Here is a 13,008-nt window from a genome sequence, read left to right on the forward strand (position 1 = left end):
ACCGCCTGTGGGGTCGACGGTGCGCCTACGCCACCCGATCAGGTCACCACCCAGTAACCGGAAGATATCATGGATCATTTTCTGTATCGCGACGGCGTTCTGCATGCCGAAGATGTGCCTCTGCCCGAAATCGCGGCCAGTGTCGGCACGCCGTTCTACGTTTATTCTGCAGCGACTTTGACGCGCCATTTCAAGCTATTCCAAGAGGCGCTCAACTGGACAGACCACCTGATCTGTTTCGCGATCAAGTCCAATTCCAACCTCGCCGTGCTGAAATTGCTGGGCGATCTCGGGGCAGGGATGGATGTGGTCTCGGGCGGCGAATATCGCCGCGCGCGCGCCGCTGGCGTTCCGGGTGACCGGGTCGTTTTCTCGGGCGTCGGCAAGACCCGCGAAGAAATCACCTATGTGCTGGAAAACGGCATCCGCCAGTTCAATGTCGAAAGCGAACCCGAACTCGAGGCGATCTCGCAAATTGCCTCAAAGATGGGCGTCACTGCCCCGATTGCGCTGCGCGTTAACCCCGATGTGGACGCCAAGACGCATGAGAAAATTGCCACCGGAAAATCGGAAAACAAGTTCGGTATCCCGATTGCCAAGGCCCGCGCGGTCTATGCGCTGGCGGCGAAATTGCCGGGGATCGACGTGGTCGGCGTCGATGTGCATATCGGCAGCCAACTAACGGATCTGGAGCCGTTCGAGGCCGCATTTAACAAGGTGCGCGACCTCACGCTGGCCCTGCGCGAGGATGGCCATAATATCCGTCGTCTCGATCTGGGCGGCGGGCTTGGTATTCCTTACGAGCGGTCGAACTCCGCGCCGCCTCTGCCGATCGAATACGGGCAAGTGATCGAGCGCGCGCTGGGCGATCTGGGCTGCGAGATCGAGATCGAACCGGGCCGGCTGATCGCGGGCAATGCCGGGCTTTTGGTAACCTCGGTGATCTATCTCAAAGAGGGCGAGGGGCGCGATTTCCTGATCCTCGATGCGGCGATGAACGATCTCGTGCGTCCGTCGATGTATGGTGCCCATCACGATATCGTCCCGGTGATCGAACCCAGCCCCGGCACGCCGTCGGCGCCCTATGACATTGTCGGTCCGGTCTGTGAAACCGGCGATACCTTCGCCAAAGCGCGCGACATGACGCCGCTGGCGCCGGGCGATCTGGTCGCGTTTCGCTCGGCCGGGGCCTATGGCGCGGTGATGTCGTCGGAATATAACTCGCGCCCGCTGATCCCCGAAGTTCTGGTGCAGGGCAGCGAATTTGCTCTCATTCGGGCAAGACCGACCTTTGCGGAAATGCTGGCGCGCGATAGCATACCCGAGTGGCTCTGACCCGGTGGGCGGGAATCAGCGGCCCGTGAAAGGGAGACATGCCGGTTAAACGCTGGTTTGCCAAAGCATTGTCGCGCGCACAGCGCGTAGATCGGAGCGAGCAGAGCGCCTTGGCGCGACTGGCCCGCCCGATTGCGCTGACCCATGCCGGGATGGTGTTGGAGCGTGGCTTGCGTGCCTTCTGGCCACTTTTGTCGCTGCTGGCGCTGATTATCACGGCAGTGGCGTTTGCGCTGCCGCTGGAATTGGGGGCGGCGGCGCGCTGGTTCTGGCTTGTCGCGCTGCTCGCAGGGCTGGCAACCCTTGGCTGGGGCGTTTGGGCCATGCGCTGGCCACGCCGCGCCGAAGCGATTGCCCGCCTTGATGCCACGCTGCCCGGCCGCCCGATCTCGGCGTTGACCGATGAGATGGCTTTGGGCGGGGATGACCCGGCGGCGCGCGCGCTTTGGGCCGCGCATTTGCAGCGCATGGCACAGACTGCCGCCGCTGCCCGCGCCCCCCGCCCCGATCCTGATCTGGCGCGCCGCGACCCTTATGCGCTGCGCCTGACTGCGCTGAGTGCGCTGGTGGTAGCGGTGATTTTCGGCGTTCCTCAACGCATTTGGCACCCGAGCGAAGGGATGACCGGCACCCCCGGCACAGCCGAGGCCGCGATGGGCCCAAGCTGGGAGGGCTGGGCCTCGCCGCCGCGCTATACCGGCAAGCCGGGGCTCTATCTCAACAAGGTTGAGGGCGACACGATCAGTGTGCCCGAAGGCACCCGGTTCTCGATCCGTCTTTACGGCGCGACGGGGGCGATCGGGTTTTCGCAAAGCGTGTCCAACCCTGCGGCACTGCCCCAACAGGGGGCGGCACAGGCGGGCGCGGGCATCGAAACCCATGAATTCGAGGCCGAGCGCAACGGCGTGATCTCCCTTAAAGGGCCCGCGGGGCGCGTATTTCATGTCGTCGTCGCGGGCGATAGCGCGCCCACGGTCACGCTGGAAAAGATTGCCGAGCGACGCGCCGATGGCAAACTGTCCCAGCCGTTCCGGGCACAAGACGATTACGCGGTGACCACCGGGCGCGCGGTGATCCAGCTTGATCTGGCCAAGGTGGATCGCCGCTATGGCTTGGCTGTGGCTCCCGAACAACGCCCCGATCTGGTCTATGATCTGCCGATGCCGATCACCGGATCGCGCGCCGATTTCACCGAAAATCTGGTCGAGGATGCGGCCAAACATCCTTGGGCGAACCTGCCCGTCAAGCTCACGCTTGAGGTCGAGGATGGTCGCGGCCAGACTGGCACCACCGGCACGCAGGAAATGGTTCTGCCGGGCAAACGGTTCTTTGATCCGCTGGCGGCGGCGTTGATCGAGGTGCGCCGTGATTTGCTGTGGTCGCGTGCCAATGCGGGCTATGACGCCGATCTGCTGCGCGCGCTGACCAACCGCCATGAAGGCTTCATCAAGCGCGAAGAGGTTTATCTGATGATGCGCCTCGTGATCGGGCGGCTTCAGGACGCCAACCTGACCCCCGAGGTGCGCGACGAGCTTGCCGAGGCGCTGTGGCAAATGGCCGAACTGGTCGAGGATGGCGGTCTGGCCGATGCGCTGGCCGCGATGCAAAAGGCGCAGGAAAAGCTGTCCGAGGCGATCCGCAACGGCGCCAGCCAAGACGAGATCGCCAAGCTCATGCAAGAGCTGAAAGAGGCGACCGACAATTACATCAAGATGCTGGCCGAGCGCGCGCAAGAGAAGGAAGACGGCCCGCAATTTGGCGATCAGAACCAACCCAGCCAGCAGATCACCGGCGACCAGATTCAACAGATGATGGACCAGATCCAGAAGCTGATGGAAGAGGGCCGGATGGCCGAGGCGCAAGAACTGCTCGATCAGCTTGCCCGGATGATGGAGAACCTCAAGGTCACCCAAGGCCAAGGCGGGCAGGGCGATACGCCCGGCGGCAAGGCGATGCGCGACCTGCAAGACACGCTGAAAAAGCAGCAAGACCTGTCGGATCAGGCCTTCCGCGACCTGCAGGACCAGTTCATCAGCCCCGAGGAACGCCAGCGCCAAGCCGAGAACGGTCAGCAGGGAGAGCAGGGCCAAGGCCAGCAGGGCCAGCAAGAAGGACAGGGTCAGCAAGGGCAAGATCAGCAGGGCCAGCAAGGGCAGGGCGACCAACCGGGCTCACAACAGGGCACCGGCCCGGGCGGCCAAGATCAGGCGCAGCGCGATGGGCAAGGCCAAGGCGACCAACCGGGGCTCGAGGGCGGGCAGGGGGGCACGCAGGGTCAAAGCCTTGCGCAACGTCAACGCGATCTGCGCCGCGAGCTGGACCGCCAGAAAGGCCTGTTGCCGGGCTATGGTGGCGAGGCGGGCCAAGAGGCCGAGAAACGCTTGGGCGATGCCGGGCGCGCTATGGATCAGGCCGAACAGGCGTTGCGCGAGGGCGATAACAGCACCGCCATCGACCGTCAGGCCGATGCAATCGAGGCGCTGCGCGACGGCATGCGCGCATTGGGTCAGGCCATGCGCGGCGATCAGGCGCGCCAACAAGGCCAGCCGGGCGAAAGCGGTCAGCAACAGGCGGGCCAGGCCGGTCAGAATGGCAGCCGCGAGATGCCGCGCGATCCGTTGGGCCGCGCGCAGGGCGACGGCTCGCAAGTCGGCACGGATCGCGAGATGCTGCAAGGCGAGGATGTCTATCGCCGCGCGCAAAACCTGCTGGATGAAATCCGCCGGCGCTCAGCTGATCGGTTGCGCCCCGAAGAGGAACTCGACTACCTCAAGCGGTTGCTCGATCAATTCGGCAATGCTGGCTAGGGCACTCAGGAACGGCGAAACCGAAGGGTGATGACGCGCGAAAAACCGTCAGGCCTGATCGGCACGGACGGGATTATTGCGCGCCCGCGCGATCGCCTTGCAGCTTATCGGTGATCGCGCTCATCTGCGCATTCAGCCAAACTCGGCCCTCATCGACCGTCGCGACATAGCGTGCCAAGGGGGCCTCGGTCGCAGGCACGCGCGCGCTGATCTGGGGGGCGAAAATATAGGCCAGCGCCAGAACCGCTGCGATCGCGATCACCAGCGTGAACCCGCGCGAAAACCCGGACCGCCGCCGCGCCGCCATCTCTGGCGAGCTTTCGGCAATCGACTCGCCGGCGCGGTCACTGGTTGCGGTCAACGTGTCATTGATCTCGTCAATATCGGGCAGCCGCCCGCGCCCGCGCGTATACTGCGGATCATCGGGCTCACTGCCATAAAGATCGGCCACGCGATCCTCATCCTCGACATCGACGTCGTTGAGATCGGAGAAATCGGGCACCGCGCGGCGCTGTGCGGCCAACCGGGCGGCGGGTGCAATTGGGGTCTCGTCGACCTCTTGCGCGCCATCAAGCGCCATCTCGTCTTGCACCTGCATCTCGCTCACGCCCTCGGCGCGGCGTTGTGCAGCTTCCCGTGCGGCCTCTTCGCGCAGCACCGAAAGCAGGCTGTCATCAAGCGGCTTGCGCGGGGTCGAACCGGCTTTGGGCGCGGCGCGCATCGCGGCGCTTTCGGCGCTTGCCGCCACAAGTGCGGCGATGGCGGCATCGGTCAGATCGTCGTCTTTTGCGGCGGGCTCGGGATCTGGCGAGTCGCTACTTGCTACGTCGTCTTGGTCGAGATCAGCGTCTAGATCGGTGAGCGCGGGGGCGCTGGACTCCGGGGCAGGCGCTTGGGCGCCCTCGGTGTCCTCCGCCTCATCGGCGTCGAAATCCCAATCGATGGGATCTTCGCCATCCTCAAGGGCGTCTTCCAATTCGGGGGTGTCTTGCGCGACCTCTTCTTGCGCCATGTCAGGCTCGGATGCGAGGTCTTGCTCAGGCTCAGGCTCAGGCTCAGGCTTGGGCGCAGCGTCCAGCGTCCCCTGTGGGGAAGCCGGCGAAGCGATGGGTGACGCTTTAGGCGCGTCAACCGCGCTTTCCCATTCCTCGGCGTCCCAATCTTCTGGCACGGGATCGGGGCTGACCGGATCGGCATCCGCATCAAGCATCGCTTTACTCGGCTGAAACCAGCCATGCGCGCAATTCGAACATTGCACATCGCGACCGTTCGGTGGGATGACCGCATCGTCTACTTCGTACTGAGCGCCGCAATTGGGGCAAACCAAGCGCATCTTATATCCCGTCCCTGCCCATGTTGGCGTTTTGCTGTTCTGGCCAACTGCTTCTTTATGTTGTAGCAAGCGCAAGGCGAAAGTCCAAGCATTTTGGTCACACAGGGCCTTTGAGGCGCACAAAATAGAGGGCTTGGCAGTGATCGAACTGCAACATGTGGCGATGAGCTATGGCGGGGGAGAGCTGTTAAGCGACATGTCGCTTAGCTTGGCGCCCGGATCGTTTCATTTTTTGACGGGCCCGTCGGGGGCAGGCAAGACGACGTTTCTCAAGTTATGCTACGCGGAATTGCTGCCCTCTGCGGGGCAAATGACGCTGTTTGGCAAGGACGCGTTGGCGATGACGCGCGATGATATTGCGGGCATTCGCCAGCGTATTGGCGTGGTGCATCAGGATTGTCAGTTCCTCGAACATCTCTCGGTTGAGGAAAACGTCGCCCTGCCGTTGACGGTCTCGCGCCGTCCGGTGAATGCGCCGGAACTGCGGGAATTGTTGGGCTGGGTCGGGCTGAAACATCGCCGCGAGGCCCGCCCGGCGCAGCTTTCGGGCGGCGAGCGTCAACGCGCCGCACTGGCGCGGGCGATCATCATGTCACCCGATGTGATCTTGGCCGATGAGCCGACGGGAAACCTCGATTGGGAAATGTCGCTGCGCCTTCTGTCGCTTTTGGTGGAACTCAACCGGATGGGCAAAACGGTGGTGATCGCGACCCATGACCTGAACCTGATCCGTCAGGCCAAGGCACAGGTCTCGGCACGGGTTCTGCGGATCGCGAACCGGCGGTTGCAACATGCGGGGGCGGATCTGTGATGCGCGCGCCGCTGTCCTTGCTGAAATCAGAACGTCCCAGCGCAGATCGCGTGGTGCCGCCCACCGGCTTTACCGCGCGCTTGACGCTGCTCACCGCCGCCGCGATGGCGTTTCTGGCGGTCTTCGCGCTGGCCCTGTCGCTGGCCACGGGGCGGCTGGCCAATCGCTGGGCCGATAGTCTGGCGCGTTCGGCCACGATCCGCATTTCCGCCCCGCCCGATCAGATGGAGGCGCAGGTCGCTGCCGTGCTGGCGGTCCTTAAAACGACGCCAGGCGTGGCCAGTGACCGGGTGCTGGGCAATGATGAGATGAAGGCGCTGCTCAAGCCGTGGTTCGGCCCCGATCTGCCCGTTGACGCGCTGCCGCTGCCCAAGCTGATCGCGGTCACCGAGACCAGTGAAGGCGTTGACTCCGAAGGGTTGCGCCTGCGCCTGCAGGGCGAAGCGCCCGGCGCGGTGTTTGATGATCACACCCGCTGGCGTCGCCCGTTGGTGGCGGCGGCGGAACGCATCCGCTTGCTGGGGCTGATGTCGCTGGTGCTGATTTTCGGGGCGATGGCGGGGATGATCACGCTGGCCGCGCAAGCTGCCTTGGCCGCCAATGGGCAGGTGATCGCCACGCTGCGGCTGGTGGGCGCGCGCGATATGTTCATTGCGCGCGCTTTTGTGCGTCGCTTTACGCTGCGCGGGCTCGCAGGGGCTGGGCTGGGTGTGCTATTGGGAATGGTGGCGGTGGCCGCACTCCCCTCGACCAATGAGGCTGGTGGCTTTCTGACCGGCTTGGGCTTTAGCGGTTGGGGCTGGCTCTGGCCGCTGATTATTCCGCCAGTGGCTGCGATTGTCGCCTATGGTGCGACCCGTTTTGCCGCCACACGAATGCTTCGGAGAATTCGCTGATGACAGAGCCTACGACCCCCTATCACCCCGGCAAGATCACGTGGTTCAGCTATGTGCGCGCGGCGGTGTTTTATGTTCATATCTCTTTGGCGACGCTGTTTTTCGGCATCTGGGGGCTGATATTCCAGCTACCCCGAGGTCGCATCGGGGCACATCGGGTGGCCTCGGTCTGGTCGGGACACCTGCTGGCGGCGGCGCGGTTCTATCTGGGTCTGCGCTATGAATTGCGCGGCGAGATGCCCACCGGCGATTGTCTGGTTGGGGCCAAGCATCAAAGTTTCTTTGATATTCTGATCCTCGCCCATCACATGCCGCAGCGCTCTTTCATCATGAAAAAGCAGATCATGAACGTGCCAATCATGGGCTGGTTCGCGTTGCAGGCGGGCTGTATCCCGATTGACCGCTCGCGCGGGTCAGAGGCGATGAAGGTGATGCTTGAGGGCGTGAAAGAGGCGCAAAAGAATGGTTTGGGCCAGTTGATCATCTACCCCGAAGGCACGCGCACCTATCCCGGTGAAAAGCGCCGCTACAAGCAGGGGATCGGGGTGATTTCGAATGCGACGGGCCTGCCGGTCTATCCGATTGCAACCAATGTCGGCGTGTTCTGGAGCAAGCGCGGCTGGCCGATCCATTCCGGAGTGGGCGTGGTCGAATTCATGCCCCCGATTGCGCCCGGCCTGCCTGCGGCCGAGCTGCTGGCCGAGTTGCAACGCCGGGTCGAGGCGGAGTCAGATAAACTGATGGCCGAAGCCGGGTTCATCGCGCCCAAGGGCTAAGCTGGCTGTCTTTATCTAACGGGGTATCGGGGGCCGGGCGCGCGTTACGCCGCCAGCCCCTTCGTGCCGATATCGAGGAATTTCTTGCGCCGCGCCGCGATCAACTCGGCGGGGGCCATCCCGTCCAACTCGGCCAGCATCAGTTCAATCTCAGAGCCGACCGAGGCAATGGCCGCACGCGCATCGCGTTGCGCCCCGCCCATCGGTTCTTTGATGATCCGGTCGATGACACCCACCTTTTTCAGATCTTGCGCGGTCAGGCGCAGCGCCTCGGCGGCTTCGCGCATCTTCTCGGAATCCTTCCACAGGATCGAGGCGCAGCCCTCGGGCGAGATCACCGAATAGACTGAATGTTCCAGCATCGCGACGCGATCCCCGGTGGCAAACGCCACAGCTCCGCCCGAGCCACCTTCACCGATAATCACCGAAATCAGCGGCACGCCGATCTGCAGACATTTCTCGGTCGAACGCGCGATGGCCTCGGATTGGCCGCGCTCTTCGGCGCCCTTGCCGGGATAGGCGCCGGGCGTGTCGATCAGCGCCACCACGGGCAGCCCGAACCGATCTGCCAGATCCATCAAACGGACCGCCTTGCGGTAACCTTCCGGGCGCGCCATGCCGAAATTGCGCTCAATCCGGCTGGTGGTGTCATGCCCTTTTTCATGGCCAATCACCATCACCGGACGGTCATTGAGACGCGCGATCCCGCCCATCACGGCATGGTCATCGGCAAAATTGCGATCGCCTGCGAGGGGGGTGAACTCGGTGAAAAGTTGGTCGATATAAGCACGGCAATGAGGCCGTTCGGGATGGCGCGCGACCTGGCATTTCCGCCAGGCGCTGAGATCTTTATACAGATCGCGCAGCATCGTATCGGCTTTCTTGTCGAGGGCCTTGGCCTCTTTTTCGACATCCATCTGCTCGTTTTTGCGAGCCAGCGCACGCAGCTCTTCGGCTTTGCCTTCGATTTCGGCGAGCGGTTTTTCAAATTCGAGATAGGTCATGGATCACCCCGGTGTCGCAAACTGATCCTTTCTATGAAGCGCGCGTGCTGGAAATGCAACCGGGCGCGCGGGACTATGCCGCAGTTGCGAAGTCGCGTCTGGCTGCTAGGCTTTCTGTGCAAGGACAGACGTGAATCAGCAAGATGGGGGGCGCCATGGCGTTTGAAGTCGAATTGAAGCATCTACCTTCGGTGCGCTTGGCCGGGTTGGCACATCGCGGACCCTATCCCACAATCGGGCCGATCTTTCGAGAATTGGCCGGGCTGATCCCCGAACCCTCATGGGTCGAGGTCGAAGGCGGCGCGATGATCGGGCATGACAATCCGCGCGTCGTGGCGCCCGAAGATCTGCGCTCGCATGCGTGTTTTGTCGTCAGCGAGGGCTTTGCGCTGGTGCCGCCGCTGGAAGAAATCCGTTATCCTTCAGGGCGTAACGCGATTTTGCATGTGCAAGGGCCCTACACCTTATTGCCCGAGGCCTATCGTTGGCTGGTTGAGGAGTGGTTCCCAAATTCGGGCGAACGGCACCGCGATTTGGCCATGTATGAGGTTTATCTCAACGATCCCAGCAATACCGCGCCCGAGGATCTGGTGACGGAAATCCGTTTTCCGCTGAAAGGCTGAGCCGCGTCACACCCTTGTCACATCCGTATGGGACTGGCGGGCGCGAGATACGGAGACGCCCCAGCTTTGGGCCGGGGCGTTCCTATTCCCTCATGCGACCGGGCCTCCCCTCCCTGTCGCTCCGGGATTCCATCACTATACCGCGATTCGTTTTTACGTGGCTTAGTTTTTAATCATTTCAGCCTGTCTGACAATCACTTCTGCCTGTTTTATCGAGGCGATGTCGACAAGGCGCCCTTTGTAAACAGTTGCGCCCTCGCCGCGCGCGGTGGCGTCCTGCATTGCGGCCAAAATTTCGCGCGCTTCGTTCACTGCGGCGTCCGAGGGCGTGAAGACCTCATTGGCCAGCGCGATCTGCTTGGGGTGGATCGCCCATTTGCCGACCATGCCCAAAGTGGCCGAGCGCAAGGCCTGCGCGCGGAAGCCCTCATCATCAGAGAAATCGCCAAACGGCCCATCGACCGGCAGGATGCCATGGGTGCGACAGGCCGCGACGATGGCGGTTTGCGCCCAGTGCCACGGGTCTGACCAGTATTTCGCCCCCTCGCGCAGCATGTAGTAGTTTTCCTGCGTGCCTCCGATCCCGGTGGTTTGCATCCCCATCGAGGCCGCGAAATCCGCAGCCCCCAGGCTCATCGCCTGCAAGCGGGGCGAGGAGGCCGCGATTTCCTCGACATGGGCGATGCCCGCGGCACTTTCGATGATCACCTCAAAGCTGATCTTTTTCTTGCGCCCCTTGGCGGTCTCGATCGCGGTGACCAGCGCGTCCACGGCGTAAACATCCGCCGCACATCCCACTTTCGGGATCATGATCTGGTCGATGCGTTCGCTGCCCTCTTCCAGCAATTCAACCACATCACGATACCAATAAGGCGTATCCAGCCCGTTAATGCGCACCGACAGATATTTGCTGTTCCAGTCGATCTCGTGGCTGGCCGCGATGATATTGCGCCGCGCCTGCGCCTTGTCGTTGGGCGCAACCGAATCCTCAAGATCGAGGTTGATGACATCGGCTGCCGAGGCTGCCATCTTGGGGAAAAGCTTGGTATTGGAGCCAGGGCCAAAGAGCTGGCAGCGGTTCGGACGGGCCGGGGAAGCGGGTTGGACGCGGAAGCTCATGGGAAGGCCTTTCGCAAGTAAGTTACGTTTCTCGTTGCGGTTTGGGTATATTGTTGCGCGCGCCCTTGCAAGGCGATTTTGCGCGTGCAGAATCGTCAGCCGCAATGCAGCATGACCCTTGGGCTGCGTGGGCATTTCGGCGGCAATTTGGGGTGTTGGGCGAAGAATCTCCCGCTAGACCCGCCATGATGCGCACAAATCCCCAAGAAATTTCCCAATCGCGCCCTATCATCACTCTGAATTCGCAACAGGAGACCCAAATGGCACTGATCGACACCCCTTATCTGCTGTTTCTGGGCGATGCGCCCGACCCGCTGGCTGCGAAAGTGGCGCAAGGGATCAAAGATTGGCGCCCCGAATTTGCTATTGGTCAGTTCCGGATGGAGGGCTGTGAGGCCGATATGGGCATTCCCGACATGGACCTTGCGCAAGCCATCGCGGCGGGCTGCAAAACGCTGGTGATCGGGGTTGCCAACCGGGGCGGCGTGATCAGTCAGGCGTGGAAAAAGGTGCTGGTGCAGGCGCTGGAAGAGGGGCTCGACATTGCCTCGGGGCTGCACAACCTGCTGCGCGACGAACCCGAATTGGTTGCCGTGGCCGAAGCTTGCGGGCGGCAGCTGCATGACGTGCGCATTCCGTCGGTGAAATACCCGATCGCCAATGGCGAGAAACGCACCGGCAAGCGCTGTCTGGCGGTGGGCACGGATTGCTCGGTCGGCAAAATGTATACCGCGCTGTGTCTGGAACGCGAGATGCTGGATCGCGGTATGAAAGCCAGCTTCCGCGCGACCGGCCAGACCGGTATTCTGATCACCGGTGACGGCGTGCCGCTGGATGCGGTGATTGCCGATTTCATGGCCGGCTCGATCGAATATCTTACGCCCGATAACGACCCCGATCATTGGGATCTGATCGAGGGGCAGGGCAGCCTGTTCCACATCAGCTATTCGGGTGTGACGATGGCGCTGATCCATGGTGGCGCGCCCGATGCGCTGATCTTGTCGCATGAGCCCACGCGCGCGCATATGCGCGGCTTGCCCGGCTACACTTTGCCCTCGCTTGAGGCGCTGCGCGATATGGCGCTCAGCCTTGCGCATGTGGTCAATCCTGACTGTCAGGTCGTGGGCATTTCGGTGAACACGCAAAAGATGCCCGAGGATGAAGCGCGCGCCTATCTGGCCAAACTCGAGGCCGATATGGGCTTGCCCGCCACCGACCCGTTCCGTTTTGGCGCAGGCAAGCTGGTGGACGCGCTCGCTGCAATCTGATCGGATGCGCAGGTGGCCGGGGGCAGGAGCCTCCGGCGGGAGTATTTTGAGCTAGATGAAAGAGAGGCGCTTATGATCCGCGTTCAGCATGACACCTTCAAATTGGCGCAGGTGTTCACCATCGCGCGCGGGTCTAAAAGCGCGGCCGAGGTATTGACCGCCACGGTGGAACGCGACGGCGTAAAGGGCTGGGGCGAATGTGTGCCCTATGCGCGCTATGGCGAAAGCCTGGACAGTGTCACCGCCCAGATCGAAAGTTTGCCTGCGGGCATCACGCGCGCCGAGTTGCAAGAGGCCTTGCCCGCAGGGGCGGCGCGCAACGCGGTCGATTGCGCCTTGTGGGACTGGGAGGCCAAGCGCGCGGGCAAATCGGTTTGGGAGCTGGCCGGTCTGGCGCGCCCTGAACCGCTGATCACCGCCTACACGCTGTCGCTTGATACGCCCGAGGCGATGCGCGCCTCGGCTGCCGCGCAGGCCCATCGCCCGTTGCTGAAAATCAAGCTGGGCACGCCTGATGATCTGCCGCGTTTGCGCGCGGTGCGTGAGGGGGCCCCCGAGGCCCGCATCATCATCGATGCCAATGAGGGATGGGAGCTGGAGACCTTCCTTGATCTGCAAGCAGAGCTGCACCGTCTTGGCGTTGTGCTGGTCGAGCAGCCCTTGCCGGCGGCGGCGGACGAGGCGCTGTCGGGGGTCGAGCGATTGGTGCCGATCTGCGCCGATGAAAGCTGCCATGACCGCGCCAGTCTGATTGACCTACGCGGCAAATATGATGTCATCAATATCAAGCTCGACAAGACCGGCGGGCTGACCGAGGCGCTGGCCCTGCGTGCGCTGGCGCATTCGGAAGGGTTTGGTGTGATGGTGGGCTGCATGGTTGGCTCGAGCCTCGCGATGGCGCCGGCGGTGCTGGTCGCGCAGGGCGCCGATTTCGTGGACCTTGACGGCCCGTTGCTTCTGGCCGAAGACCGCAGCGTGCCGTTGCATTACAAGGGCAGCAAAATGGACCCGCCCGAGCCAGAGCTTTGGGGCTGAG

General features: G+C 62.8%; 11 protein-coding genes. 8 read left to right on the forward strand and 3 right to left on the reverse strand.

Translation table 11 applies throughout. The annotated features are described in order from the left end of the window. Nucleotides 1-69 precede the first annotated feature (69 nt). Nucleotides 70-1,335 (forward strand): diaminopimelate decarboxylase, encoded by a 1,266-nt coding sequence (gene lysA / locus AB4874_RS00725; RefSeq protein WP_368390568.1) that lies wholly within the window; start codon nucleotides 70-72, stop codon nucleotides 1,333-1,335. A gap of 38 nt (nucleotides 1,336-1,373) precedes the next feature. Further along, a complete protein-coding gene (locus tag AB4874_RS00730; RefSeq protein ID WP_368390569.1) occupies nucleotides 1,374-4,142 on the forward strand; it encodes a DUF4175 domain-containing protein in 2,769 nt (922 codons plus the stop codon). 73 nt (nucleotides 4,143-4,215) lie between these two features. Here AB4874_RS00730 and AB4874_RS00735 read toward each other — a convergent pair whose 3' ends face one another. After that, nucleotides 4,216-5,475, reverse strand: coding sequence for a zinc-ribbon domain-containing protein (locus AB4874_RS00735; RefSeq protein ID WP_438273428.1), 1,260 nt, complete (start codon nucleotides 5,473-5,475; stop codon nucleotides 4,216-4,218). 139 nt (nucleotides 5,476-5,614) lie between these two features. On the opposite strand from AB4874_RS00735, the gene AB4874_RS00745 reads away from it, so the two are divergent. From AB4874_RS00745 to AB4874_RS00755, 3 genes are read left to right on the forward strand one after another with little or no spacing between them, the layout of a single operon-like run. Continuing rightward, the gene (locus tag AB4874_RS00745) at nucleotides 5,615-6,286 is read left to right on the forward strand and encodes a cell division ATP-binding protein FtsE (RefSeq protein WP_295534821.1); all 672 of its coding nucleotides are present in this window, start codon (nucleotides 5,615-5,617) and stop codon (nucleotides 6,284-6,286) included. Continuing rightward, nucleotides 6,286-7,182, forward strand: a complete 897-nt coding sequence (locus tag AB4874_RS00750; RefSeq protein WP_368390570.1) for a cell division protein FtsX — start codon at nucleotides 6,286-6,288, stop codon at nucleotides 7,180-7,182. Before AB4874_RS00745 ends, AB4874_RS00750 begins: the two co-directional genes overlap by 1 nt. Continuing rightward, nucleotides 7,182-7,958 carry a lysophospholipid acyltransferase family protein gene (locus tag AB4874_RS00755; RefSeq protein ID WP_368390571.1) on the forward strand — a complete coding sequence of 259 codons (777 nt, stop codon included), beginning with the start codon at nucleotides 7,182-7,184 and terminating at the stop codon, nucleotides 7,956-7,958. Before AB4874_RS00750 ends, AB4874_RS00755 begins: the two co-directional genes overlap by 1 nt. 44 nt (nucleotides 7,959-8,002) lie before the next feature. Here AB4874_RS00755 and AB4874_RS00760 read toward each other — a convergent pair whose 3' ends face one another. After that, nucleotides 8,003-8,962 carry an acetyl-CoA carboxylase carboxyltransferase subunit alpha gene (locus tag AB4874_RS00760; protein WP_368390572.1) on the reverse strand — a complete coding sequence of 320 codons (960 nt, stop codon included), beginning with the start codon at nucleotides 8,960-8,962 and terminating at the stop codon, nucleotides 8,003-8,005. A gap of 155 nt (nucleotides 8,963-9,117) precedes the next feature. Here AB4874_RS00760 and AB4874_RS00765 point away from each other — a divergent pair, with 155 nt between their 5' ends. Then, nucleotides 9,118-9,585: an AraC family transcriptional regulator gene (locus AB4874_RS00765; RefSeq protein ID WP_368390573.1), complete on the forward strand. Its 468-nt coding sequence runs from the start codon at nucleotides 9,118-9,120 to the stop codon at nucleotides 9,583-9,585. 162 nt (nucleotides 9,586-9,747) lie between these two features. Here the strand turns inward: AB4874_RS00765 and AB4874_RS00770 are convergent, their stop codons facing one another. Beyond that, nucleotides 9,748-10,704, reverse strand: a complete 957-nt coding sequence (locus AB4874_RS00770; RefSeq protein WP_368390574.1) for an L-malyl-CoA/beta-methylmalyl-CoA lyase — start codon at nucleotides 10,702-10,704, stop codon at nucleotides 9,748-9,750. Nucleotides 10,705-10,970: 266 nt separating this feature from the next. On the opposite strand from AB4874_RS00770, the gene dgcN reads away from it, so the two are divergent. Further along, entirely contained in the window at nucleotides 10,971-11,972 is a 1,002-nt protein-coding gene (dgcN, locus tag AB4874_RS00775; RefSeq protein ID WP_295534890.1) for an N-acetyltransferase DgcN, read from the forward strand. 72 nt (nucleotides 11,973-12,044) lie between these two features. Further along, nucleotides 12,045-13,007, forward strand: coding sequence for an N-acetyl-D-Glu racemase DgcA (gene dgcA, locus AB4874_RS00780; RefSeq protein WP_368390575.1), 963 nt, complete (start codon nucleotides 12,045-12,047; stop codon nucleotides 13,005-13,007). Nucleotide 13,008: the final 1 nt, after the last annotated feature.

This window comes from Thioclava arctica (assembly GCF_040892615.1).
Classification (GTDB): domain Bacteria; phylum Pseudomonadota; class Alphaproteobacteria; order Rhodobacterales; family Rhodobacteraceae; genus Thioclava; species Thioclava arctica.

Coding starts and splice junctions, on each gene's coding strand:
- lysA (WP_368390568.1), top strand. CDS start 70: ATGGATCATTTTCTGTATCGCGACGGCGTTCTGCATGCCGAAGATGTG.
- AB4874_RS00730 (WP_368390569.1), top strand. CDS start 1,374: ATGCCGGTTAAACGCTGGTTTGCCAAAGCATTGTCGCGCGCACAGCGC.
- AB4874_RS00735 (WP_438273428.1), bottom strand. CDS start 5,475: ATGCGCTTGGTTTGCCCCAATTGCGGCGCTCAGTACGAAGTAGACGAT.
- AB4874_RS00750 (WP_368390570.1), top strand. CDS start 6,286: ATGCGCGCGCCGCTGTCCTTGCTGAAATCAGAACGTCCCAGCGCAGAT.
- AB4874_RS00755 (WP_368390571.1), top strand. CDS start 7,182: ATGACAGAGCCTACGACCCCCTATCACCCCGGCAAGATCACGTGGTTC.
- AB4874_RS00760 (WP_368390572.1), bottom strand. CDS start 8,962: ATGACCTATCTCGAATTTGAAAAACCGCTCGCCGAAATCGAAGGCAAA.
- AB4874_RS00765 (WP_368390573.1), top strand. CDS start 9,118: ATGGCGTTTGAAGTCGAATTGAAGCATCTACCTTCGGTGCGCTTGGCC.
- AB4874_RS00770 (WP_368390574.1), bottom strand. CDS start 10,704: ATGAGCTTCCGCGTCCAACCCGCTTCCCCGGCCCGTCCGAACCGCTGC.
- dgcA (WP_368390575.1), top strand. CDS start 12,045: ATGATCCGCGTTCAGCATGACACCTTCAAATTGGCGCAGGTGTTCACC.